Below are 21,694 nucleotides of genomic sequence, written 5' to 3'. Positions count from 1 at the left end.
TAGGGGGCTACTCATGCGCCGCCCCCGGGTCCGGGGTCACGCTGGGCGGCATGGTGCGGGAGCGGGACGGGCTGGTGCGGAGCCGGCTGGTGGCCGAGCTGTGCGGAGCGCCGGGGAAAGAATCGGCGCGGCGGGTGACGGTGGTCGCCGCGCCCGCGGGGTGCGGGAAGACGACGCTGCTGGCCCACCACGCCGCGAGCTTTCCCGGTCCGGTGGCCTGGCTCCGTCTCGAGCCCGGCGACGCCGCCCCGGCGGCACTGGCGCGCCGGCTCAGGACCGCCCTCGCTCCGCTTCTGCCCGATCCGGTCCTGTCCGATCCGGGCGGGGACGCCGCCGCGCTGGTGGACGCGTCCCGGGGGATCCCTCCCGGCGGCCTTCTGGTCGTGGACGACCTCCACTACCTGTACGGCACGGCCGCCGAGACCCACATCGAGCGCCTGCTGAGCGCAGCGCCCGTCCAGGCCGTGCTCGCGAGCCGCCGGATGCCCGCCATCAACCTGCATCGGCACGAACTCGGCCCGGTGAACCTCGTCGGGCAGGACGCGCTGCGTTTCCGCACGTGGGAGGTGGAGCGCCTGTTCCGCGACGTCTACGCGGAGACGTTGCTGCCTGAGGACGCGGCCGTCCTGACCAGGAGGGCGGGCGGCTGGGCGGCCGGGCTGCACATGTTCCACCTGTCGACGTCCGGGCGGTCGCAGGGGGAACGCCAAGCGGCCGTCCGCGCCCTGGACGGCAGGCTTCCGCAGTCGCAGGCGTATCTGGCGCGGACCGTCCTCGGCGACCTCCCCGACGGCGCGCGGGACTTCCTGGTGCGCACGTGCGTCTTCACCGTGTTGACGGCGGAGCGGTGCGACCTGCTGCTCGGCACCGATGACGCCCGCCACCACCTTCACCGGCTCGCCGCCCTCCAGGCGTTCACGCTCAGCCCCGACCACGGGCGCACCTTCCGCTATCACGAGGCGCTGCGCGCGCATCTGGAGATCGAGCTCGCCGAGGATCTCGGGGAGCAGGGCGCCAGGGAGTGGCATGGCAGAGCCGCCGCCCTGCTCGAGGCCGAAGGCGCCTACGCGGACGCCGCGCAGGCGTACGCGCGGGCCGCCGACTGGCCTGCCGTACGGCGTCTCATCCCGAAGACCGGGCTCGGCGAGGGACCAGGAGAGGCGCGCTCACCCGACGCGGGTCCTGTCACGAGCCCGTGGGAAGCGGGGTCACGGGAGGAGGGCGATCTCTGGCATGACGAGCTGCCCGCCTGGCTGGTCGCGGAGGAACCCCTGCTGCTCCTCGCGCAGGGCCGTCATCTCTTCAGCCGCGGGCGGGTCGACCAGGCCGTGGACGTCCTGCGGCAGGCGGAGCAGCGGGCGCGGCATCCCTCGACGCTCGCGGCCTGCAGGCGCCATCGCGCACTCGCCGCCACATGGTCGCCCCGCGCCCCCGTCGGCGGCACACCTCCGCACTGGACGGCCGAACTGCGCGCGGCGACCCGGGCGAACCCCGGCGAGGTGAGCGGCTCGCGGCCGGTGGCCGTGCTCGCCGCGCGGCTGCTCTCCGGGGACCTGGCCGCCGCGCGGCGGCTGGCCGCGACCGCCGATCCGGACGCCCTCGATCTGGACGGCCTGGCGCTGCGGCTCGTACGCGGAGCCTTCGCGGCGGCCGACGGGGATGCCGGCGCCACCGTCGAGTTGGAGAGGCTCGCCGACGACGCCGAGCGGGCCCGCCTGCCCTGGTTGTCGCGGATGGCGAGGGTCGCGCCCGCACTCGGCGGGTCGGAGCCCGACAGGAAGGAGGCCCGCAGGATCGCGGAGGAATGCGAGCGTGACCACGATCCGTGGGGGGCGTTGCTGGCCGCGTCCGTGTGGTGCGCCGCCGACCTGGTGTGGGGCCGGCCAGCGGGGGAGGCCGCCGACGAGGTCGTCCGGCTGGCCCGGCCCCTGGGCGCGGGCGTGTTCGCCGCCTGGGCCGGCGCCGTGCACGGCGTGCTCGCAGGGGCGGGCTCTGAGGAGGCGAGGCGGGCGGACGCGCAGGCGAGGAGCGCAGGAGTGCCCGCCGCGCGGACGCTCTCAGCGGTCGCGCGCACCGTTCACGCGTTCCGCCCCGAGCAGGCCGCGCGCGTGCCGGACGATCCCCGCCCGCCGGAGCACGGATCTGCGCGGGCACCCGGCCTGCCGGAGGAGGGCGACCTGGTGGTCCGCTGCTTCGGCGGTTTCGCCGTAGAGGCCGCCGGACAGGCGCTGGACCTGTCCGGCGTGCGCCCGAAGGCGCGCACCGTGCTGCGCCTGCTCGCGGTCAACGCGGGCCGCCCGGTGCACCGCGACGTGCTGCTCGCGGCGCTGTGGCCCGAGAGCGACCCCGCGGCGGCCACGCGCGGCCTGCACGTCGCGCTGTCGGCGTTGCGTACCTCACTGGCCGCCCACCGCCTGGCGGGCGTGGTCGCCCGGCGAGGGGAGGCGTATCTCCTCGACGCTCCCTGCGACGTCGCCGAGTTCCGCCGGGCGCTGCGCGGGCCGCGCACGGCCCCGGCTCTGGAGAGCCTGCTCGCGATGTACGGCGGCGATCTGCTTCCCGAGGACGGCGCAGCGGAGTGGGTCGTGCACGAGAGGGAGGTGCTGCGCACCCAGGCGGCCGAGTGCGCGGGTGAACTGGCGGCCCTGCGGCTGGCGGCGGGACGGCCGGACGCGGCGGTGCTCGCGGCCGTCCGATGCCTGGAGATCGACGAGTGGCACGACCCGGCGTGGCGGACCCTCATCGACGCCTACGACCGGCTCGGCGACGTGATGGCTGCGGTGAGGGCGCGCAGGCGTTACTCCGCGATGCTGGACGACCTGGAGGTCCCGGCACGGTGACCTGCCCCGGCGGGGCGGGGTCGCTCGTCCTCGGGGCGGCGAAAAGTTTTCTCCGGCGGGATGTAGAGATGTGGCCGGCGGCTCCGACGTCCCTGTGAAACCTCACGAACAGGGGAGAGAGCGATGAGCACGGTATTCGTCTCGATGAGCATGTCCCTCGACGGCTACATCGCCGGGCCGAACGCCCGGCCGGGCAACCCGCTGGGAGACGGCGGGGAGCGGATCCACACCTGGATGTACGAGACGGCGACCTTCCGCGAGCGTCTTCGGTTCGGCACAGGCGGCGAGACCGGGCCCGACGACGACATCGTCCGGCACACCTTCGACCGGATCGGCGCCAACATCATGGGCCGGCGCATGTTCGACGAGGGAGAGGTGGCATGGCCGGAGGAGGCGCCGTTCGGCACCCCGGTCTTCGTCGTCACCAACCACGCGCGCGAGCCCTGGGTCAGGAAGGGCGGGACCACGTTCTTCTTCGTCACCGACGGCATCGAGAGCGCCCTCGCCCAGGCGAAGGCGGCCGCGGGGGACAAGGACGTGCGCATCTCGGGCGGCGCGGACGTCGTCCGGCAGTACCTGTCCGCCGGCCTGGTCGACGAACTCGACATCGACCTCGCCCCGGTGCTGCTGGGCGCGGGCAACCGGCTGTTCGAGGGCGTGACGGGGGACGTCAGGTTGCGGACCGAGGGGCGGGTCGCCCACCTCAAGTACCGCGTGGCCAAGTGATCGACTGAATGTCGACCGGATTCCGAGGAGAACGACGATGAGTGCTGCCGCCAAGACGGACCTGCTGAAGGTGCCCGGTGCGAACCTCTATTACGAGGTCCGCGGGTCGGGCCCGGTTTTGTTGCTGATCTGCGGCGGGGTGTACGACGCCGCCGGGTACGCCGGCCTCGCCGACCGCCTGGCCGACCGGTACACGGTGGTGACGTACGACCGGCGGGGCAACTCGCGCAGCCCGCTGGACGGCCCCCGTGAGCACCAGAGCATCGAGGTTCACGGAGACGACGCGCACCGCGTTCTGGACGCCGTGGGGGTCACGGCGGGCGAGCCGGCGTACGTGTTCGGCAACAGCTCCGGCGCGATGATCGGTCTGGAACTGGCCGCCCGGCACCCCGAGCAGGTGCGACTGCTGGTCGCCCACGAGCCGCCCCTGTTCGAGCTGCTGCCCGACCGCGACCACTGGCGAGCCGTCATGCGGGACGTGGAGGACGCCTTCCTCAAGGAGGGGGCCGGAGCCGCCCAGCAGGCGCTCGCCGCCGGCCTGCGGATGCGCGGCGGCGAGCCGGCGGACGAGTCCTCCGGTGACGGTGAGGGGCGGCGCATCCCCGGAGGCGGGGAGGCCCCGCAGGGAGCGCCTGACCCCGAGATGCTGGAGATTATGGCCAGGCTGGAAGGCAACGTGGAGTTCTTCATCGGCTACGAGGTGCCGCCGTTCTCCAGGTACGCCCCCGACCTCGCCACCCTTGAGGAGTCGCGGGTGCGGGTGGTGGCCGCGATGGGCGAGGCCTCGGACGGCGAGCCGCCCAACCGGGCCGCGATCGCGGTGGCCGAGCGGATGGGGACGCGCCCAGTGGCGTTCCCCGGCGACCACGGAGGCTTCGGCGCGCTGCCCGAGGCGTTCGCCGCCAGACTCGACGAGGTGATCACGAGCGGGCTCTGAGCGACTCGGCGCGCGCACGGCCGGCGGTGCCGGACGCCGAGTGGACGAACGTGGCGCCTCAGGCCCCGGCACGCCGGCGTGGTGTCGATCCCTTCAAGCCTTCAGGCGTGGTCCGGGACGGTGCAGCCGTCCGGGGTGCAGATCCCGTCCGCGTCGGCGAGCGTCGGCAGCGGCACGGGATCCACGCTCCGCTCCGTCCACGCCCGGGTGATGGCCGCCAGCAGCTCGTCGGTGCCGACGGCACCGGGGATGGCGTACTTGCGGTCGAGCACCAGGAAGGGCGCCCCGCCGGCGCCGAGGCGCTCGGCCTCCCGCTGGTCGGCCGTCACCTGGGCCAGAAAACGCCGGGAGTGCAGCGCCTCCGCTGCTCCGGCACGATCCAGACCGATCTCGGCGGCGAAGTCCAGCACCTCCTCGGCGGTCCACAGCCTGCGGGCCTGCCCGAAGTGGGCTCGGAAGATCGCGCTCCAGGCCTCGTCGCCGCGGCCCTGCTCGGTGGCGTACGCGAGCAACTGGTGCGCGAAGTCGGTCGGCCCCAGGGTGCGTTCGAGGGCGAGGTACGGCACCAGCCCTTCGGCGTGGGCGGCCGCCTCGATCGACCTCAGGGTTCGCTCGCCCGTCGCCTGCGGCATCCCCGCCAGGTCGAACAGGCGGCGCTGCGTGACGCCCGTCCGCGGCAGGTCGGGGTGAAGCTGGATCGACCGGTGGACGACCTGCACTCGCGCGGCATGCGGGAACCGCTCCAGCGCGCGCTTGAGCCGGTGCTCCATCAGGCCGCAGTACGGGCAGATCACATCCGACCAGAACTCGATCTTCATGTTCGTCCGGCCTCCGTTCTACTTACTTTTTGTTCTTAGCCGCATGATGCATAAGATTCGGGAGGCCTACAAAATGCACATTCATGTGCGTGGAAGGTGACGACGTGGCGGCGAAGAACGTGCGAGCGCGGGTGCGCGACGTCCCCGGACCGTGTGCGCGGTGGGACGACGAGGACGCCGACTTCATCCGCGAGGTGCTGGACCTCGTCGGGGACAAGTGGAGCGTGCTGATCATCGGCACTCTCGCCGACGGCCCGACCCGTTACTCGGACCTCGCCGCCGCGATTCCGGGCATCTCCCAGCGCATGCTGACGCTGACCCTGAAGCACCTGCAGCGCAACGGCCTGCTCACCCGCACGGCCTATCCGGAGGTCCCGCCCAGGGTCGAATACTGCCTGACCGGGCTCGGCCGCTCGCTCCTGTCCACCGTCCTCGCGCTGGCGGGGTGGTCCGCAGACCACCACGCGGAGATCCGCCGCCACCAGGCGGCTTTCGACAGTGCGACTGCGACTGACTGACCTGTCCCAGGCACCCGTGCCCCGTCAGGAGTCGCCGCGGATGTCGCGGCGATTAGGCTCCGCAGCGTGAACGACTTCAAGTGCACGCAATGCGGGGAGATCGGGCTGGAACCGGGCTTCGTCGAGGACGCGGGTCAGAGTTCGCAGGGATACCTGCGATGGATCGAGGGCGCCCTCGAACGGGGACCGTTCGGCGGAGCCAAGAGGCTGGGCCGGCAGCGCTGGCAGGTCGACGCCTACCGCTGCCCGAGGTGCGCTCACCTGGAACTGTTCGCGTCCTCGGAGATCTGACGGGATCCGTGCCTTGCCGCCGCGTCCGCACCTGAGCGGGACGGACGACCCCGCGAGCCGTCACTTGTGGGGTCGTCCGCGTTCCGGCGACCTCTCGCGGGCACCGCCGTCAACGCGATGCCGGTGTCGAAAGAGGCCGCTCATGTCCGGGCCAGAGGCGCATCAGCCTGCTTCTGGCTCTGCGTCTGGGTGCCGATGCCGTCCTGTTTCTGGCTCTGCTCCTGGCCTTTCTGCTTCTGGTGCTGTTCGAACTTGCCGATGCCCGACTGTGCCTGGCTCTGCTCCTGCGGGACCCGGTGCTTGATCGGCGGATGATGCGGTCGGTGGTGCAGCCGCTGGTGGTGCCGGTACCGGGGCTGTTCGAGGTGCCCGTATCTGTGGCGTTCGCGGTCGGGACGTGGCGGAGGTTTCAGCTGAGTCGCCTGCGCCGCCTTCGCGAGTTTCGCCGTGGTGGGCGTCGCCGACGCGTCGGCCGAAGCCGGGGCGGCGGGAGCCTGGGCCAGCCCGAACACCAAGGCCCCGAGGATTGCCGCGCCTAACGGTGCCGAGGATCGATACCTGCGCATGGTGCCTCCTCTCCGAATCGCCGGCGTGCGGCGATTGCGGATCTCCAACCATCGTTGGCATCGGTCTCCGGAAGCGTCTAGGCGAGTTGGCGGGTATTGGGCCGGCTCCGGAGCCATTAAGAGGATTGACATGACTTCGCGGTTCCCCGCGCCCGGATCCGGCTTGCACGGCGATGCGACCCCGATGGGCGGGAGATTGCCCGCGGATTGGAAACCGAGTGGCCACGGAGGCGCCGGGTCTGATTGCGTGCTCCCGTGACTATGGAGAATGCCCGCCGGGCCGTGCTGGATCGACTCGAGTGCTACTACGACGCGGTTCCCCGATCCGCGGCACAGGCGGAGGAGTTCGGTCCGCTGACCCTTTTCGTGCGCGAAGGCGAAGGTTTCCCGTACTACGCTCGCCCGACCCATGGATGGTCCGGCACGGCAGGAGTCGCCGACGTGTCGCGGGTGCGGGAACGGCAGCGGCAGCTGGGGATCCCCGAGAGTTTCGAATGGGTCGCCGAGACCACACCCACCCTGCGGGCGGCGGTCGAGGCGTCGGGGCTCGAAGTGCACGAACATCCGCTGATGATTCTCGACGCCGACGCGCCGTCGTGGACGGCGGCGAACGCCGGTGCGCGGGTGCTCGACGTGGACGATCCGGCTCTGCCCTCCGCCCTGGCGCTGGTGCATCTGGCGTTCGCCGATCCGGGCACAGGCGTCGGCCCGGCCGGTGTCGCGGAGCTGGCGGCGAAGGTCGCCGAGAGCGGCGACCAGCCGGTGGAGGCCGTCAGGGCACGCATGCGCGCCGGTCTGACCGTCGTCGCGGCGGCGACGACGCCCGACGGCGTCGCCCTGTGTTCGGGCCGCCACCAGCCGGTCGGGTCGGTCAGCGAGATCGTCGGTGTCGGGACCCTGCCCGCCGCGCGCCGACGCGGGCTGGCGTCCGCCGTCACCGCCGCGCTGGCCGCCGACGCCCGGTCGAGGGGCGTCACGACGGTGTTCCTCTCCGCGGGTGACGCGGACGTCGCCCGGATCTACGCGCGGCTCGGTTTCCGCTCCATCGGCACCGCGCTGATCGCCGAAGCAGCCGCCCCTGCCCGGTGACCCGCGCACCCCGCGATGCAGGTCGCTTCGACGAACTGGGCCTTACTTGACGGCAGGCAAGTAGAGTACTTACCTGACGGCAAGTAAGCTACGGGAGGACCGCGTCATGCCTGTCAAACAGACTCACGCCCTGCACGTGCCCGGCGGCCGCCTCTACTACGAGCTCCGCGGCAGGGGGCCCACGCTCCTGCTGATCCCCGGAAGCAACGGCGACGCCGGCCTCTTCGACGCCGTTGCGGACCTGCTCGCCGACCGGTTCACCGTGATCACCTACGACCGACGTGGGTTCTCACGCAGCACGCTCGACGGGCCCCTGGAAGCCGGGTGGAGCGAGACGCACGTAGGCGACGCGCGTCGCCTGCTTAAGACCGTCGCCACCGGACCTTCCCACGTTTTCGGCAGCAGTGCAGGCGCGGTCGTCGGACTCGCGCTCATCAGCCAGAGCCCCGACCTGGTCACCAGGCTGATCGCCCACGAACCGCCCCTGGCAGAAGTGCTGCCAGACGCGTCGGAGTGGCGAGCGTTCTTCGAAGAGGTCTACGAGACGTACCGACGTGACGGTGCCGGCCGGGCCATGCAGGTGTTCATGACCGGCATCGGCGCGGACACGCTCGAGCGGCCGGCCGGCGTCGACCCCGAGCTGATCAACCGGCTCTCGGGCAATCTGGACTTCTTCCTTCGTCATGAGGTACGGCAGGCGCCCGGGTATCGCCCTGACCTCAAGGCGCTGGACGCTCAGCAGGCGCGGATCACAATGGCGGGCGGCCGCGACTCGCGACAACACTTTCCCTATCGCCCCAGCACCACCCTGGCCAACCGATGGGGAAAGCGCATTGTCGATTTCCCCGGTGACCACACCGGCTACTGGTCCCAGCCCGTCGAGTTCGCAGCGATCCTGGCCAATGCTCTGACCGGCCCGACGACATAGCTGAAGCCGTTCGTCAGGTCTCACCCATGCCGGGGAACACCGTGAGGAAACACGCCCTTAGGCGGGCGCCGTACCGGTGTCGACGACGACGCGGACGTGGGCGGGCAACATGCGCTCGGTCGCGGCGCGCAGCCGGTCGGGATCCAGGCCGGGCGCCTTGATGAGCACCTGATTGGCCACCGAGCCGGGAAGCGGGCTGCCCGGCTCGTCCGAGCCGACGCATCCGCCGGTGTCGACGACCTCCAGGTCCCTGCCGGTGAGCAGCCGCAGCTGGTCCCGCAGCCCGTGCAACGTGCCGCGGGCGCGCGAGTCGGCGACCGCGCGGGCGATCATCGCGCGGCGCTGCCGCACCGTCCAGTGCTCGTCCAGGCCCAGCGCCACCCATCCCGCGAGCCAGTCCAGCATGTCCTCCGGGGTGAGCTCGGGGCTCAGGTAGCTGTCCAGGCAGTCGAGCGTGGTGAACACCGGCGCGAGCACCTCGTCCAGCGCCTCGGTGAGACGCTGGGTGTATCCGTCCTCGGCGTACAGGGAGGGCAGCGCCTCACCGATGGGGAAGGCGGTGCCGAGCCCGCTCAGGCCGCCGCGCATCTAGACCTCCACCTTGATCTGGTGAGCGTAGGAGAAGACCAGCGCGTTCGGCGTGAGGTCGATGACCTGGGCCTGCGTCGTGCGTTCCCCGGTCACCGGGTCGGCCTTGAACAGCAGGACCTCCTCGACGAGCTCGACCCCCGCCACCCGCTGCAGCACCGCGAAGACCTCCCCGGTCTGTACGGCCCTGCCGAACGGCCAGCCCCTGCCGTCCGGCCCGCCGGCCAGCGGGTTGAGATAGGTCCGCAGCGCCAGCAGGGCGCGGTCGCGGACCCCGTCGCGCGAGGCGTCCCGTGACGCCCTGAGCCGGGCCACGACGGTGATCCCCTGGTAGAACGGCGGTTCGACGACGACCCTTGCGCCGACGCAACGGCGTTCGTCGAGGTAGGCGGTCACCCGGTCGCGCAGCGGCGCGGGGACCCGGAGGTCGCGGAAGGCCACCTCGACCGGGTCGGGCACGGCGGGGACGAGCAGCACGCGCACGCCTGCCGCGACACCACGCTCGTCCGCGCCAACGGGTACGCACCGCACCCGGGCGAGGTCGGGCGCCGCCTCCCTCGCGAGCTGCTCGTAGTCCCCGGTGGTCACGGCGCGGTCCCGGGTGCGCAGCAGCAACGGGCCGCGCACCGCCGCGTCCTGGACGGACTCCGCGTCCACTCCGCCCGTGGCGGGCCTGCGGTTGGTCACCGAGGCGACGTACGGCACGGCGTCGCGCTGGACGACGAGCGTGTTGCGGGCGACGTTGCCCCGCCGTCCGCCGCCGGTCCGGTAGACGGGGATGCGGACGACGCCTCGTTTGGGCGCGACGGCGCCGTGCTGCCGCAGCGACCCGTCGGCCTCCCGGACCGCGGGCCCGAACTCGATCGTCCCCTCCGCCCTGTCCACCCGGATGTGCCGGTCGGCGGGCCCCGACTCGGCGAACGAGGCGACCTCCCACCACTCCTGGAAGCCGCCGTCGCCGACCACCAGCACCACCAGAGGCTTGTCGGAGCTGATGATCGGGGCGTGCTGGGTGGCGAACCGCTGGCCGGGGACGCCCTCGCTCGTGCCGAGCACCTCGTCGTACACGAAGTCGGAGTGCACGGCCGCCACCGTGCCGCCGATGGTGGAGGCGGCGGCGGCGTGCAGCCGGGGCGAGGAGGTGTAGAACGGCTGGCCCGCCGCCGGTTCGGACACGACGCAGCGCAGCCAGCCGGCCGCGTGCTGGCCGACCACCGACGTGACGTGCCCCTCGGGCACGTGCAGCACCACGTCGCCGGGCCGGTTCAGCCCTCCGGTGGTGTCCCGGTCGACCTCGCAGGCGGTCCAGCCGGCCCCCGTGTAGGCCTCCCACACCAGCGGTGGGTCGCGCGGGTCCACGCCGGCGCCCGTGAGCTCGCACTCCACGCGCAGCAGCACCGCGCATCGGGGCACCGCCACGGACAGGCCGAAATACAGCAGGTCGCCGGCGACCGGCGCCTCGGCGAAGCAGGCGAAGCCCTGGCCGGTGGCGAGGTCGTCGCCGCGGTCGACCGGCTCGCCGCCGCCGTTCCGGGTCATCACGCGGACCAGCGCGGACGGCGGCATGGCCAGCTCGTCCTCGGTGGTGAAGACGACCGGCTCGTCCCCCTCCCTGCGCTCGGCCGCGATCTGCGCGCCCGACCGGATCACCACCGGCTGCCGCTGCGCGGCCGACAACCAGTAGGTGACGTGGGTGCGCGCCGCCGTCGGCGGGAACAGGCGCACGCCGATCAGCTCCAGATAACGCAGGTAGTGCAGGTCGGTCACCTGGTTGAGCCGGTACAGGAGCTGGTCGACCATGAACGCGAACGTCTCGATCAGCGTCACGCCGGGATCGGAGACGTTGTGGTCGGTCCACTCGGGGCAACGCTGCTGGACCAGGCGCTTGGCCTCGTCAACGAGGTCCTGGAACCGCCGGTCGTCGAGGTCGGGCACGGGCAGGGCCATCAGATCTCTCCCTCGTCATCGGTGGGAGCCGCGCGGTCGGCGGGGCCCGCGTCGTCGGGGATCACGTAGAACGGGAACACGAGGTTGCGGGGATCGTTGTCACCGCGCAGCGCGTACCTGATGTCGAGGAGCAGGATCCCCTCGTCCACTTGGTCGAAGTGGACGACGACGTCGTCGAGGTCGATGCGGGGCTCCCACCGTTCGAGCGCGAGGCGCACCTCCGAGGCGAGCCTGCCCGCGGTCCGGGCGTCTGCGGGGGCGAAGACCAGGTCGTGGATGGCGCAGCCGAACTCGGGCCGCATCGGCCGCTCGCCCGGTGAGGTGCCGAGGATGAGCCGGATGCTCTCCGCGATCTCCCGTTCCCCACGGACCAGGGCGATCGAGCCGGTCGCGTCGGTGCGCACGGGGAAGGTCCAGCCCGCCCCGATGAAGTCGGACGCCATGGTCAGCCTCCGATCAGAACGACGGGGCAGCCCGCGACGACGGGTGCTCCGCATCCCGTCAGGTCGCCCACGACGGCGGCGGGCATGCCGCCGATCAGCACCGTCGGGACCCCGGGCCCGGCCAGCGGGGTCGGCGGATGCGGGGGAGCCGGAGGGACCGCGGGAAAGGCGCAGGCGTGCATCGTGCCCACCGTGGCGGCGGGCATGCCGCCGATCAGCACGGTCGGCGCCCCCGGTCCGCTGATCGTTCCCGGGTGCCCGGTCGGGTCTCCCACACGTGCGGCGGGTGGCATCTCACGTCTCCCGTGGTCAGTTGAGTTTGATGATCGCGCCGGTGACCGTGACGTCGGTCTGGCCGCTGACGGTGACCCGGCTCCCCTTGAGCTCCAGCGGTCCGGCGCCCGCGTCGAGGGTGATGCCGGAGGTCGCGGTGACCTCCACGGAGCCGGAGCCCGCGTCGACGGTCACGCCCTTCGAGCCCTTGATCACGACGGCCCCCGACTTCTCGTCCAGCGTCAGCGTCACCTGCTCGTCGCCGGTGCTGAGCCGTACGACGCCGGGCTCTTCCACGAGCTCCAGCCGGTGGCCGGCGCGGGACACGAGCGCGCGCACGGCGACCTGACCGCTCGTGCCGTCGACGATCGCGGCCGACAGGCTCGGCGCGGTGTCGGTCCCGTTGTGCAGGCCTCCCAGGACGTAGGGGCTGTCGAAGTCGCCGTTCTCGAACCCGACGAGGACCTCGTCGCCGACCTCGGGGAGCAACTCCAGCCCGCGGTCCCTGCCCGCGCCCGGCAGGGCCACCCGCGCCCAGCCGCTGGTGAACTCGCCGCTCAGCCACGGGAACGTGAGACACACGCGGCCCATCGCGAGCGGGTCCTTGATGTTGCTCACGATGGCGGGGACCAGCCCGTGGGCCATGCCGGACGCGCCCCGCGACGTCAGGCCGTAGAGCGAGCGGTCCTGGCGGCCCGACACGGTGAACGCGGTCGTGTACCCGGTCGCGGGCGAGAACAGGTGGCGCGTGCCGCTCAGGGTGTACTTGCCGGCGAACGGGGCGCCGACCCCGGCGAGCGAGACCGCGACGCCGGCACGCAGCCGCGGGTTCCCCTTGGCCACACCGTCCAGCTCGACGGCCGTGCCGCCGAGGTCGGCGGCGAGCGCGTCCGCGGCGGCCTTCACCTCGGCCTGCGTCCGGTGCCCGCTGACTCCCGCCAGCACCGCCGGCGCCGCGAACGTCCGGCCAAGCTCGGCCGGATCCGCGCCCGCCTCCTTCAGGGCCGGCGTGGCGGTGGCGGTGATCTCCTGCTTGTGCTCGTAGTCCCATCCGCGCACCTCCACCTCCTCGGTCTGCGAGGCGGCGGTCACCGAGGCGCGCAGTGAGATCAGGTTCGCGTCGGCCTCCAGCACGAGCGGGTTCTGCTCGGCCTTCTCCGCCGGGCCCGGGGCGCCGGACGGGGGAGCGGGCAGGCGGAAGAACAGCCTGCCGTCGGCCACGCCCACCTGCGCGCCCACCCGGTCGGCGAGCCGGGTCAGGAACGACCAGTCGCTTACGTTGTCCTGGCTGAGCTGGGTGTGCAGCCGCCCGCCGACGCCGGGCAGCGGGTCGATCCGGCCCACCGGGATGTTCGCGCGCCTGGCCACCTGGCGGACCACGTCGCTGACCGTCATGTTCGGGTACGCCGCGACCCGCCGGCCGCGCATCAGCCGGTGCGCCTCGTCGAAGCCGCGCACCTCGGTGATCGTCCCCGCCGCGTCGAGGTCGAGCGTCAGCCCGGCCACCTCGCCCGTCATCAGCGTCACCGGCGGTCCGGGGTCGGAGGTCTGCGCCTTCAGCGTCACCTTCGCCCCCACGGCCAGACCGCCCTTCTCCACCACCAGGTGCCCCGGGTCGCGGAAGCGCAGCAGGAACGTGTCGAGCAGGTTTCTGCTGTCCTCCACGTAGCCGTGGACGAGCAGCGCGGCGATCTCCGGCGCGAGCTCGGCGCCGCCCACCTCCACCACGAGGGTGCTGGAGAACGTCTCAGCCGCCACCGAGTTCCTCCCTCGCGGGGATCAGCAGCCGGGCGCCCGGCCGCAGTCTCATCGGGTCGCCGATGCGGTTGGCCTTCGCGATCTCCCGCCAGAACCCGGGCTCGCCGTAGTAGGCGTAGGCCATGCCGGCCAGGGTGTCCCCGGCGACCACCACGTGCACGTCTCTGGCGGCAAGGGAACCCGATGTCGGATTCTGCCGCTTGGTGGTGCCGAACACCTCCTCGACGGCGATCGTGCACAGGGCGCGCACGGGCATCCCGCCGGGAGTGAACAGGGTGTACTTCGCGGTGACGCTGCTGACGAACGCCGGGAAGCCGGTGAGGCCGCCCCAGTTGAAGATCACCCACGGTGGTGTCGGCCTGCCCTCGCCGCAGACCATGCAGGAGAACAGCCGCTCCACCGCCTTGACGACGCCGTCGTCCATCTTCTCCGTGGCGTCGAGGAACATCTCCAGCTGCAGCTTGCAGGGATCGGACCCCAGATACTGCGGCCGGGCGCCGTGATCGGTCTTCTTCTGCGCCTTGCGCTCCCAGCTCGCCGACTTGGTGAGCGAGAGCTCCTTCGGGTTGTACTGGAACTTGACGGTGCCGATCTGCGCGCCGGGATTGCGGTCCGTTGGCGTCTTCGGCGGCTCGTGGATCGCGAGGAACGCCTCCTGCACGCTGGCCGGGGCCGCGCCGGTGACGCCGGGGGCGCTGAAGGTGACGGGGGCGGCGGCCATCGCTCAGGCACCCCAACCCGGTCCGGTGAAGCCGTGGTGGGCGAGCTCCAGCGTCTCGGTGGCCACCTTGGGCGAGTCGAGCGTGAACTGCGGGCCGGTCCACCGGACGGGGACCACCCCCGTGAGACCCCACGCGACGATGACCTCACCCATGGCCGTGCGGGCCTCGATGGTCGCGGTCCTGCGCTGCACACCCTTGGCCAGGCCCGTCAGCCACTGGGGGATCTTGTCCGCGGTCGCCTTGGTGATCGGCCTGGTCAGCTTCACGTTCGGGTACTTCAACCGGGTCGGCAGCTGCAGCACCATGCCGTTGTTGCCGCCCACCTCGCGCTGCTCGATCATGACCTCGCAGCCCAGGCCCTCGCAGCTGTTGAACGCCCCGATGTTCTTGCCGTCGATCGTGACGACGAAGCACACCGAGACCGCGATCAGGTCGTCATCCATGCGGATCACCCATCCCAGTCAGCCATCGGGTCGCCATTCGAAGTGGTCATTCAGAAACGCCTCCCGCCCGGTTCCGACAGGTCGCCACGGCGCTCGCGCTCCAGCCAGAGCTCGGCCCTGAGCCGGCGCAGCAGCGGTTCGAGCAGCCGTCCCACCAGTTCCTGGTCCTGTTTCGCGTCACCGGGCGCGCGCCCCGCCGGTACGGCTCCCGCTGCGGGCGCGTCCTGCGCAGGGGCCCGCACGACCTCTTCGGCGACGGGGTCCTCCTCGCGGGCGACCGGGACGCCCGCCGCGGCCAGCCGCATCACCACCTGCCGGGCCATCTCCGCCTTGCCGTACGGCGGTGCCGTGCCGGATTCGGCCTGCGAGTCCGCGGCGCTCACGGCGGGCGTGTGTACGGCTTGCACGGCCGGCGCCGTGTCCGAGCCGGACGCGGCCGTCAGGGTCGGCGCGTAGCCCACCGGCGAGGACGCCTCCCGGGCAGCCGGCCGCATCGGAACGGCCGGCACGGCCGGGGCCGCGGAGCGCTGGAGCGCCGCGAGCGGTTCCGCCCCGCCCGTGCGCGGCAGCGGAGGCTCGCCCGCGCCGGGGGACAGGTCCGCGCCGGCGTCCACGAGCGGGACGGAGACGGCCTGCGTCGCCTCGATCCCGCGCGACCCCAGGAGAGGACGCGTCGTGATCGACTCCGGCAGTACGGCTCGCGCGACGACATCCAGGCGCGCGGCATCCGGACGCGCGGCATCTGGGTGGTCGGCATGCGGGTGGTCGGCATGCGGGTGGTCGGCATGCGGGTGGTCAGCATGCGGGCGGTCGACGGCCGCGCGGGGGAGACCGTCGGCTGCGGGCGTGCCCGTGGGTGTCCGTTGAACGGGTTCGCCGATTCCGCGGGCGGCGGTGACGCCTGAGCGTCCCGGCGGTGTGCCCGTGCTGGTGCGGCCGGAGTCGCCCGGCGAAACGGGCGTGGACACGGTCATGCCGGGCTGATCCCACCCCAGCGTCGGCGCGACGGGGGTCGCCTCCGCCTGCCCCCGGGCGCCGGCTGGTTGCTCCGCAGAGTCATGCGGGGCGGACCGGGCGAAGCCGGGGTCCGGGTTCTGGGCGCCGTGCACCTCGATCCGCGCGACCGTGGGCGTCGTGCCGGATCGGCCCGCTTGACCTGACGCCTGACCCGACGCCTGTCGTGAGCCGGGTGGGGAGCCGGTCAGCGTGTCGGCTCGCGCGTTCCAGGGCGCCGCGCCGCCCGGCGAGCCGGTCTCGATCGGCGGCCCGAGCCCGAGCCGCCTCACCGCCGTCCGCTGAACGGCGGATCCGGGATGACCGGCCGGCGGGGCGGGGCTCGCGGGGGCCTGCCCGATCGCGGTCTCGGGTGACAGCCGCTGAGCGGTCTCGGTGACAGAGGTGCTCATTGTCGTGTCGCCGGAGAGCGGCCGCGTCCCTCGTGCGGAGCCCGCGTCGACGGCATGCACCTGCTCCGGGCCGTCCCAGGCGTGGGCGTCCGGGACGCCGTCCGCGTGGGCGCCTGGGGGGAGGACGCCGCTCCACGAGCGTCCCGGATCGTCCGGGGCGTATCCACGAGAGCCGTCGGCGGGCACGTCATCCCTCATCTCGGCTCGCGGTTCCGCTTCGTGGTCGCGGCTCACGACCGGCAGCGCGTCGAGGGAGGGCATGGGAGCCGCCCAGCGGGCGATCGTCACGGGTTCGTGCCCAGGCGCGTGCCGCACCGGTGGCCGATCGTCGTCCGGCGTGCCCGGCCGTTCGGTGGCGGGAGCCGTACCGGGGGAGAAGGGGCCGACGAGACCGCCGGGCCCGTCCACGACGTGGTGGCCGAGCGGCGCCAGCGACGACGGGTTCCGCCACGTGGTCAGCGTGCCGGAGAACGCGTCCCCGGAGTCGGCCAGGGGATGCGGGCCGAGCGCGCGCTGGAGCGGCGGCAACGTCCGCCACTCGCCGCGATGCACGGGAGCCGGCTTCGCGTACGGCTGCGCTGCGGCCGATTCCCCGGCCCCGGCGTCCGCCTGGATTCCGGACCCTGCGCCGTCCCCGCCGGGTCGGCCGGGCCGTCCGGAGCGCGTCCATGGCCACCGCATCGCGGCCTACCGGACCAGCCGGCCGGTCTCGGCGACGAACCGGCGGCGCTCGTGATGCTCCAGGTCGAGGAGGTCGTCGAGCGGCCAGTGCAGGTGGTAGGCGAGATAGGTGACCTCCTCGTACAGCCGGTCGGTCATGGTTCCCCCAGGCGGCTGCCCGAGAGGTCGACCGTGAACTCGTGGCGGCACTCGGGACAGGCGACGGCCGCGCGTGACCGGCCCTCGCTGTTCACCCGCCGGTACAGGTCCTGCAGGAAGGCCAGATCGGACGCGAAGAAGTTCTCGATCAGCCCGGGATGGACGTCGGTGATGGTGCCGATGCGCGTGATGACGCGCCCGAGCAGCACCACCGTGAGGTAGGCCCGGTTCTCGCGCACCCGGTCGTCCCTGAGCGGAACCAGCTCGTCCCTCGCGGTGGCCAGGCGCATGACGCCGTCGCGGTGGACGGTGCCGTACTCGTCGACGTAGCCCCGGGGCAGCTCGAAGGCGAACTCCGTGCGCATGGTCTCGCGCCGGGGCTCGGCTCCGCCGTACGGCCTGCCGTCCTGCGTGTGCCCGCCCATGCCGGGGGCGCCCGCGTCGGAGTCGGCGGACACGGACATCGCGCTCGGGGCGGTGCGGCGCATCACGCGGGCTCCATCCCCTCGTGCACGATGACGAGCTTCTCCATCAGCACGGTGGTGTCGCCGGCCTTGAGGGTGCCGATCTCCAGGCTCTTCGGCCAGGCGTTGTGCAGCTTGTACCGCTTGATGGCCACGCCCTCGAAGTCGTACACGATGATGGCGCCGCCCTTGCGGGCGTCCTTCATCTTGCCGAACTGGGCGTCCTTGGCCCACTTCTCGAAGCTCTGGTCGTTGGTCAGGCCGCGTGAGAGCGTCACCTCCCCGGCCTTCGGGCGGCCGGGCAGCTTCTTGCGCATGAACTTGCCGTCGGCCGTATTCTGCGGCAGGTCGATGACGTCCTGCTCCATCTTGAGCCCGGACACCTCACTGATCTGCTTGATGACGATGCCGTCGATCTCCAGGCCGAAGGAGTGACCGACAGAGGTGTCCATCTCGGGGAGTGCCATCACCTAACTCCTTGGGTGCGGTCCGTGGGGTGCGGGTCCGGGGGATGCCCGCGCTATTCGCCGATGAGGCCGGCGCCGCCCGATATCTGGGCGAGCCGGAAGACCACGAACTCGGCGGGCTTCACCGGGGCGACGCCGATCTCGCAGATGACCTGTCCCGCCTCGATGCTCTCCGCGGTGTTCGTCTCGGCGTCGCACTTGACGTAGAAGGCCTCGTCGGGCGTACGGCCGAACAACGAGCCCTGCTGGTAGCCGAGGATCAGGAACGCGCTGATCGACCGCCGGATCCGGGCCCACAGGGCGTCGTCGTTGGGTTCGAACACCACCCACTGCGTGCCGGTCAGGATCGACTCCTCGAGGTAGTTGAACAGCCGCCGGACGTTGAGGTAGCGCCAGGCCGGATCGGACGACAACGTCCGCGCGCCCCAGACCCGGATGCCGCGCCCGGAGAACGCGCGGATGCAGTTGATCCCGATGGGGTTCAGCAGCTCCTGCTCCCCCTTGGTGAGCTGGGTCTGCAGGGCGACCGCGCCGCGCACGACCTCGTTGGCCGGCGCCTTGTGCACGCCGCGCGTGGCGTCGCTGCGCGCCCAGATCCCGGCGACGTGGCCGCTGGGCGGAAGGAACCGGGTGGCGTTCACCGCCGGGTCGAAGACCTTGACCCAGGGGTAGTAGAGCGTCGCGTACTTGCTGTCGTAGCCGGCGAGGTCGGTGCGCCACTCCTTCACCTGGTGGGCCGTCATCCCGGGAGGCGCGTCGAGGATCGCCATGCGGTCGCCCATCAGCTCGCAGTGCGCGATGATCGCGTCCTGGACGACCTTCACCCCCTCGAGGTCGATCGCGCCCCGCTCGTAGGCCCCCATCAGGTCGGGGACGGCCACCATGGTGATCTCGTCGACGGCCTCAAGGCCGCCGAAGCCCGTGCGCTCCGCGACGTTGCCGACGTAGTCGTCGGCCGAGACGTGGTCGGGCACGGGGGCGGGGGCGGGCGGCGTCCGCAGCGTGACCGACTGGGGGGCCGGCACGGCGGCGGTGGTGCCGGTGTCCTCGAGCGTGATCAGGCGCGACTTGCTCTGCACCTGAGTCGCCACGTTGTCCTTGCCGCGCTTGGCGGTGACGCCCTCGTAGGTCTCCTCGACCTTGCCGTCACGCTTGACGACGAGGGTGAAGCGGTCGCCCGCCTCGTCCTGGCCGGTCGGCTGCGCCACCTCGACGACGATCTCGGGCTTGCCGTTCCCCAGCTCCTTCGCGGCGACGCGGTAGGTGCCGAGCATTGCCTGCGGCTCCGGTACGGTCGCCGCGCCGTCGCCGCCGATGCGGACGACATAGCACGTGCCCCCGCCGTTCAGGAAATATCCGTAAACGGCGTGCGCGAGGTTGCATCCAGGGATGAAGTCCCCGAAGGTCTGGGTGAACTGGCTCCAGCTCGTGACGAGGGTCGCGGTGTTGTACGGCCCGAGCGGCGCGAAGCCGACGAACGCGGCGACAGCCGTACCGACCCCCTCGATCGGCCGTGAGCCCGCCTCGACCTCCTCGACGTACACACCTGGGGTCAGATACGTGGGCATTCTTGCCTCCGTTCGCGGAATCTCGTCCCGCATCCAGAATCAGACGCCCAGGCCGGGAGCACAGCGTCCGTCCGCCCACCCTTTGGTCCCTCGTCCAGTGCCCCAAAGGGCAACGGTCAGGGATAGAAGGACTCCCGGCCGCCCATCCAGTGGTAGTGAACGCGGATGCCGAGACGGATCGCCGCCTCCGCCATGGCGGCACGGCATGCCGCGCAGGGGTTGTACTGACCGAAGATCGTCAGGACGTCGCCCGATTTCAGCTGTGTGTGTTTCACGGCACGCGCCTCCGTGTGGGTGGCGAACATGCTGTCCGGCCAGCCGAGTGCCGCCTCCTGGTCGGTCATCCTGCCGCTCTGGATCTTGCCTTCCCAGATCTTCTTGGCGTACTGCGGCCGGGTGATGGTCACCTCGGCCTCGTGCGGGGGGCGGTAGTTGCTGCCCTGAGCCTTGATCAATGCCTCGTCGTTGGGCTTGATCCGCTCCTGCAGCACGTATATCGCAGTCTCGTCCTGCATCTTCGCGAGTCTGCTCAGCTGCGCCCGAGGCATGCGCCAATAACGGTCGAGCAGTGCCCAGGCCGCGGCGTCGTCGTTCTTGGCCAGGTTCCGCAGTGCCTTGGGCGCCTTGGGCAACTGGGGGGCGGGTCCTCCCCTCGTCTCCAGGGTGGTGAGCCGTTCCGGCGGAGCATGCACGAAACTCGGCGGCCCCTCGCCCATGACCAGGGCCGGGACAAGGCCGCCACCGCCGGAGGCCACCCTGGCCTTGAGGAACTCACCCGCCACACGGGCTCCGGCCTGGATCTTGGGTGTGACCATCTTGGTCGGCTTGTGCAGCAGGATGGCGGTGAGGATGTCGACGCCGATCGCCACGGCGGCCTTGGCGAAGTAACGCGCGGCCAGGTCGAGGTCGGTCTCGTCCTTGGCTCCCAGCGCCGTCGTGATGAACGACTGGATGTCGCTCGCGATCGTGTACACCTCGGGGCCGACCATCGCCGCCGACACGACCAGCATCACCGCGCCCGCCGCGCCGCCCGTCCCCATTTCCAGGACGGCGAAGAGAATCGTCGTCCCGGCGATGAACGCGAGCGACTTCAAGCTGAGCAACTCCTCCAGCTTGCCCGCGAGTTCTTCGCCGCCGTGCCGTTCCGACCAGCGGATCGCCGTGCCCAGTTTGTCCACGCTCGACATGGTGGCCACGTTGAGCCCCTCAGCGGTCACCGCCTTCGGCCACGGCGGCTCCGTCTTCGGGAATCTGCCGCGCCAGGTGGCGTCGAGCGCCCGCTTGATCCGCTCTCCGTCGAAGACGCGGTCGGCGCCTCGGCTGTTGACGATCAGGAGGCGCAGTTGTGGCTCCTGCATGTCGCGCAGTGCCTGGTTCAGTTCCACGTCTGTGACGAAGTCGAGTACTCGGAAGACGTTGTCCGTCGCCGTCAGCGCGGCGATCGGTGCCAGGTCGGCCATGGCGAAATACCCCTGGATCAGTGAGGTCCACCCGCCTGCCGGCGCCCGTACCTTCGCGCGGATGGCCGAGAACTGGTCGGAGTACTGGCGCACACCGGATCGGGAGACCGCGTTGATCAGAGGGATCAGCAGATCCGAGACCGTACCCGTCTGCCTGATCCCGACGGAGCGGATCGCGGCCTCGAGCCTGGCGAGCGCGAAGGGCCCGAGCCAGGCGGCCGCGCTCAGATTGGTCAGCAGGTAGTTCGCGTTGGCGAAGCCCAGCTTGTCCAGTTGGACGAGCAGGTACTCCATGGGCAGCCCGTTGAGGTATTCCAGCGCCTCCTTGAACCTGCCCTCGGTCACCTGCTCCGCGAGCGTGTCGCTCGGAGACTTCGAAGTGTCCGTGCCCTTGGTCGGCGGGGCCAGTTGCACAGGCAGGCGGGTGAGTCCGGCGGGCCAGGATGCCAGCCGTTGCACGGCCGCGTTCCCCGCCAGCCGCTGCAGCCGCTCGAAAGATTCCGGTGCCGGTGAGGGTCTGGGGGCGACGGCGCGCGCGAGTGCCTGCCCGGGTCGCGCCAGCGGTTCGCGCGGCGCCTGGCCAAACCGTTCGCTCGACAAGGTGACACTCCTTACTGGCGGCC

22 protein-coding genes are annotated in these 21,694 nt (G+C 71.8%); 7 read left to right on the top strand and 15 right to left on the bottom strand.

The window, feature by feature from the left end; translation table 11 throughout:
* The first annotated feature begins 50 nt into the window (after positions 1 to 50).
* From Pph01_RS06300 to Pph01_RS06290, 3 genes are all read left to right on the top strand, one after another.
* Complete coding sequence (locus tag Pph01_RS06300; RefSeq protein ID WP_204072003.1) at positions 51 to 2,840, top strand: AfsR/SARP family transcriptional regulator; 2,790 nt, start codon at positions 51 to 53, stop codon at positions 2,838 to 2,840.
* Between the two features lie 123 nt (positions 2,841 to 2,963).
* Positions 2,964 to 3,566: a dihydrofolate reductase family protein gene (locus Pph01_RS06295; protein ID WP_204072002.1), complete on the top strand. Its 603-nt coding sequence runs from the start codon at positions 2,964 to 2,966 to the stop codon at positions 3,564 to 3,566.
* 37 nt (positions 3,567 to 3,603) lie between these two features.
* Positions 3,604 to 4,503, top strand: coding sequence for an alpha/beta fold hydrolase (locus Pph01_RS06290; RefSeq protein WP_204072001.1), 900 nt, complete (start codon positions 3,604 to 3,606; stop codon positions 4,501 to 4,503).
* Positions 4,504 to 4,604: 101 nt separating this feature from the next.
* Here Pph01_RS06290 and Pph01_RS06285 read toward each other — a convergent pair whose 3' ends face one another.
* Complete coding sequence (locus tag Pph01_RS06285; protein WP_204072000.1) at positions 4,605 to 5,321, bottom strand: DsbA family oxidoreductase; 717 nt, start codon at positions 5,319 to 5,321, stop codon at positions 4,605 to 4,607.
* 89 nt (positions 5,322 to 5,410) lie between these two features.
* On the opposite strand from Pph01_RS06285, the gene Pph01_RS06280 reads away from it, so the two are divergent.
* Entirely contained in the window at positions 5,411 to 5,839 is a 429-nt protein-coding gene (locus Pph01_RS06280; RefSeq protein ID WP_239116473.1) for a winged helix-turn-helix transcriptional regulator, read from the top strand.
* A 66-nt stretch (positions 5,840 to 5,905) separates the two neighbouring features.
* Positions 5,906 to 6,130, top strand: a complete 225-nt coding sequence (locus Pph01_RS06275) for a hypothetical protein (RefSeq protein WP_239116472.1) — start codon at positions 5,906 to 5,908, stop codon at positions 6,128 to 6,130.
* A gap of 140 nt (positions 6,131 to 6,270) precedes the next feature.
* On the opposite strand, the gene Pph01_RS06270 is transcribed toward Pph01_RS06275, so the two are convergent.
* On the bottom strand, positions 6,271 to 6,645 hold the full coding sequence (locus tag Pph01_RS06270; RefSeq protein ID WP_204071998.1) for a hypothetical protein: 375 nt from the start codon (positions 6,643 to 6,645) through the stop codon (positions 6,271 to 6,273).
* Positions 6,646 to 6,957: 312 nt separating this feature from the next.
* Between Pph01_RS06270 and Pph01_RS06265 the strand changes: the two genes are divergently transcribed.
* Together Pph01_RS06265 and Pph01_RS06260 are read left to right on the top strand one after the other, a co-directional pair.
* Positions 6,958 to 7,785, top strand: a complete 828-nt coding sequence (locus Pph01_RS06265) for a GNAT family N-acetyltransferase (protein ID WP_239116505.1) — start codon at positions 6,958 to 6,960, stop codon at positions 7,783 to 7,785.
* A gap of 106 nt (positions 7,786 to 7,891) precedes the next feature.
* On the top strand, positions 7,892 to 8,713 hold the full coding sequence (locus tag Pph01_RS06260; RefSeq protein ID WP_204071996.1) for an alpha/beta fold hydrolase: 822 nt from the start codon (positions 7,892 to 7,894) through the stop codon (positions 8,711 to 8,713).
* Between the two features lie 57 nt (positions 8,714 to 8,770).
* Here Pph01_RS06260 and Pph01_RS06255 read toward each other — a convergent pair whose 3' ends face one another.
* The 13 genes from Pph01_RS06255 to Pph01_RS06200 all read right to left on the bottom strand — a co-directional run bounded on the left by Pph01_RS06255 (position 8,771) and on the right by Pph01_RS06200 (position 21,671).
* A complete protein-coding gene (locus Pph01_RS06255; RefSeq protein ID WP_204071995.1) occupies positions 8,771 to 9,301 on the bottom strand; it encodes a phage tail protein in 531 nt (176 codons plus the stop codon).
* A complete protein-coding gene (locus tag Pph01_RS06250) occupies positions 9,302 to 11,248 on the bottom strand; it encodes a putative baseplate assembly protein (protein WP_204071994.1) in 1,947 nt (648 codons plus the stop codon).
* Complete coding sequence (locus Pph01_RS06245) at positions 11,248 to 11,691, bottom strand: GPW/gp25 family protein (protein WP_204071993.1); 444 nt, start codon at positions 11,689 to 11,691, stop codon at positions 11,248 to 11,250. The genes Pph01_RS06250 and Pph01_RS06245 overlap by 1 nt, the downstream gene beginning before the upstream one ends.
* Positions 11,692 to 11,693: 2 nt before the next feature.
* The gene (locus Pph01_RS06240) at positions 11,694 to 11,984 is read right to left on the bottom strand and encodes a PAAR domain-containing protein (RefSeq protein ID WP_204071992.1); all 291 of its coding nucleotides are present in this window, start codon (positions 11,982 to 11,984) and stop codon (positions 11,694 to 11,696) included.
* A 16-nt stretch (positions 11,985 to 12,000) separates the two neighbouring features.
* Positions 12,001 to 13,722 (bottom strand): VgrG-related protein, encoded by a 1,722-nt coding sequence (locus tag Pph01_RS06235; protein ID WP_204071991.1) that lies wholly within the window; start codon positions 13,720 to 13,722, stop codon positions 12,001 to 12,003.
* Entirely contained in the window at positions 13,712 to 14,443 is a 732-nt protein-coding gene (locus Pph01_RS06230) for a CIS tube protein (protein ID WP_204071990.1), read from the bottom strand. Before Pph01_RS06230 ends, Pph01_RS06235 begins: the two co-directional genes overlap by 11 nt.
* Positions 14,444 to 14,446: 3 nt before the next feature.
* Entirely contained in the window at positions 14,447 to 14,887 is a 441-nt protein-coding gene (locus tag Pph01_RS06225; RefSeq protein ID WP_204071989.1) for a phage tail protein, read from the bottom strand.
* A gap of 50 nt (positions 14,888 to 14,937) precedes the next feature.
* A complete protein-coding gene (locus Pph01_RS06220) occupies positions 14,938 to 16,845 on the bottom strand; it encodes a hypothetical protein (RefSeq protein WP_204071988.1) in 1,908 nt (635 codons plus the stop codon).
* Positions 16,846 to 16,980: 135 nt separating this feature from the next.
* Positions 16,981 to 17,112 (bottom strand): DUF6760 family protein, encoded by a 132-nt coding sequence (locus Pph01_RS43250; RefSeq protein ID WP_275412800.1) that lies wholly within the window; start codon positions 17,110 to 17,112, stop codon positions 16,981 to 16,983.
* On the bottom strand, positions 17,109 to 17,603 hold the full coding sequence (locus Pph01_RS06215; protein ID WP_239116471.1) for a hypothetical protein: 495 nt from the start codon (positions 17,601 to 17,603) through the stop codon (positions 17,109 to 17,111). Before Pph01_RS06215 ends, Pph01_RS43250 begins: the two co-directional genes overlap by 4 nt.
* A complete protein-coding gene (locus Pph01_RS06210; RefSeq protein WP_204071987.1) occupies positions 17,600 to 18,043 on the bottom strand; it encodes a phage tail protein in 444 nt (147 codons plus the stop codon). Before Pph01_RS06210 ends, Pph01_RS06215 begins: the two co-directional genes overlap by 4 nt.
* A 53-nt stretch (positions 18,044 to 18,096) precedes the next feature.
* Complete coding sequence (locus Pph01_RS06205) at positions 18,097 to 19,611, bottom strand: phage tail sheath family protein (RefSeq protein WP_204071986.1); 1,515 nt, start codon at positions 19,609 to 19,611, stop codon at positions 18,097 to 18,099.
* A 116-nt stretch (positions 19,612 to 19,727) separates the two neighbouring features.
* Positions 19,728 to 21,671, bottom strand: coding sequence for a hypothetical protein (locus tag Pph01_RS06200; protein WP_204071985.1), 1,944 nt, complete (start codon positions 21,669 to 21,671; stop codon positions 19,728 to 19,730).
* Between the last annotated feature and the right edge of the window lie 23 nt (positions 21,672 to 21,694).

The organism is Planotetraspora phitsanulokensis, assembly GCF_016863295.1.
Lineage (GTDB): Bacteria > Actinomycetota > Actinomycetes > Streptosporangiales > Streptosporangiaceae > Planotetraspora > Planotetraspora phitsanulokensis.
The sequence above is the reverse complement of the archived record's forward strand: the minus strand, read 5'-3'. Positions and strand labels throughout refer to the sequence as shown.

What these genes read in the sequence shown, in the direction of transcription:
- Pph01_RS06300 (WP_204072003.1), top strand. Translation starts at nt 51, where the DNA reads ATGGTGCGGGAGCGGGACGGGCTGGTGCGGAGCCGGCTGGTGGCCGAG.
- Pph01_RS06295 (WP_204072002.1), top strand. Translation starts at nt 2,964, where the DNA reads ATGAGCACGGTATTCGTCTCGATGAGCATGTCCCTCGACGGCTACATC.
- Pph01_RS06290 (WP_204072001.1), top strand. Translation starts at nt 3,604, where the DNA reads ATGAGTGCTGCCGCCAAGACGGACCTGCTGAAGGTGCCCGGTGCGAAC.
- Pph01_RS06285 (WP_204072000.1), bottom strand. Translation starts at nt 5,321, where the DNA reads ATGAAGATCGAGTTCTGGTCGGATGTGATCTGCCCGTACTGCGGCCTG.
- Pph01_RS06265 (WP_239116505.1), top strand. Translation starts at nt 6,958, where the DNA reads ATGGAGAATGCCCGCCGGGCCGTGCTGGATCGACTCGAGTGCTACTAC.
- Pph01_RS06260 (WP_204071996.1), top strand. Translation starts at nt 7,892, where the DNA reads ATGCCTGTCAAACAGACTCACGCCCTGCACGTGCCCGGCGGCCGCCTC.
- Pph01_RS06255 (WP_204071995.1), bottom strand. Translation starts at nt 9,301, where the DNA reads ATGCGCGGCGGCCTGAGCGGGCTCGGCACCGCCTTCCCCATCGGTGAG.
- Pph01_RS06250 (WP_204071994.1), bottom strand. Translation starts at nt 11,248, where the DNA reads ATGGCCCTGCCCGTGCCCGACCTCGACGACCGGCGGTTCCAGGACCTC.
- Pph01_RS06245 (WP_204071993.1), bottom strand. Translation starts at nt 11,691, where the DNA reads ATGGCGTCCGACTTCATCGGGGCGGGCTGGACCTTCCCCGTGCGCACC.
- Pph01_RS06240 (WP_204071992.1), bottom strand. Translation starts at nt 11,984, where the DNA reads ATGCCACCCGCCGCACGTGTGGGAGACCCGACCGGGCACCCGGGAACG.
- Pph01_RS06230 (WP_204071990.1), bottom strand. Translation starts at nt 14,443, where the DNA reads ATGGCCGCCGCCCCCGTCACCTTCAGCGCCCCCGGCGTCACCGGCGCG.
- Pph01_RS06225 (WP_204071989.1), bottom strand. Translation starts at nt 14,887, where the DNA reads ATGGATGACGACCTGATCGCGGTCTCGGTGTGCTTCGTCGTCACGATC.
- Pph01_RS43250 (WP_275412800.1), bottom strand. Translation starts at nt 17,112, where the DNA reads ATGACCGACCGGCTGTACGAGGAGGTCACCTATCTCGCCTACCACCTG.
- Pph01_RS06210 (WP_204071987.1), bottom strand. Translation starts at nt 18,043, where the DNA reads ATGGCACTCCCCGAGATGGACACCTCTGTCGGTCACTCCTTCGGCCTG.
- Pph01_RS06205 (WP_204071986.1), bottom strand. Translation starts at nt 19,611, where the DNA reads ATGCCCACGTATCTGACCCCAGGTGTGTACGTCGAGGAGGTCGAGGCG.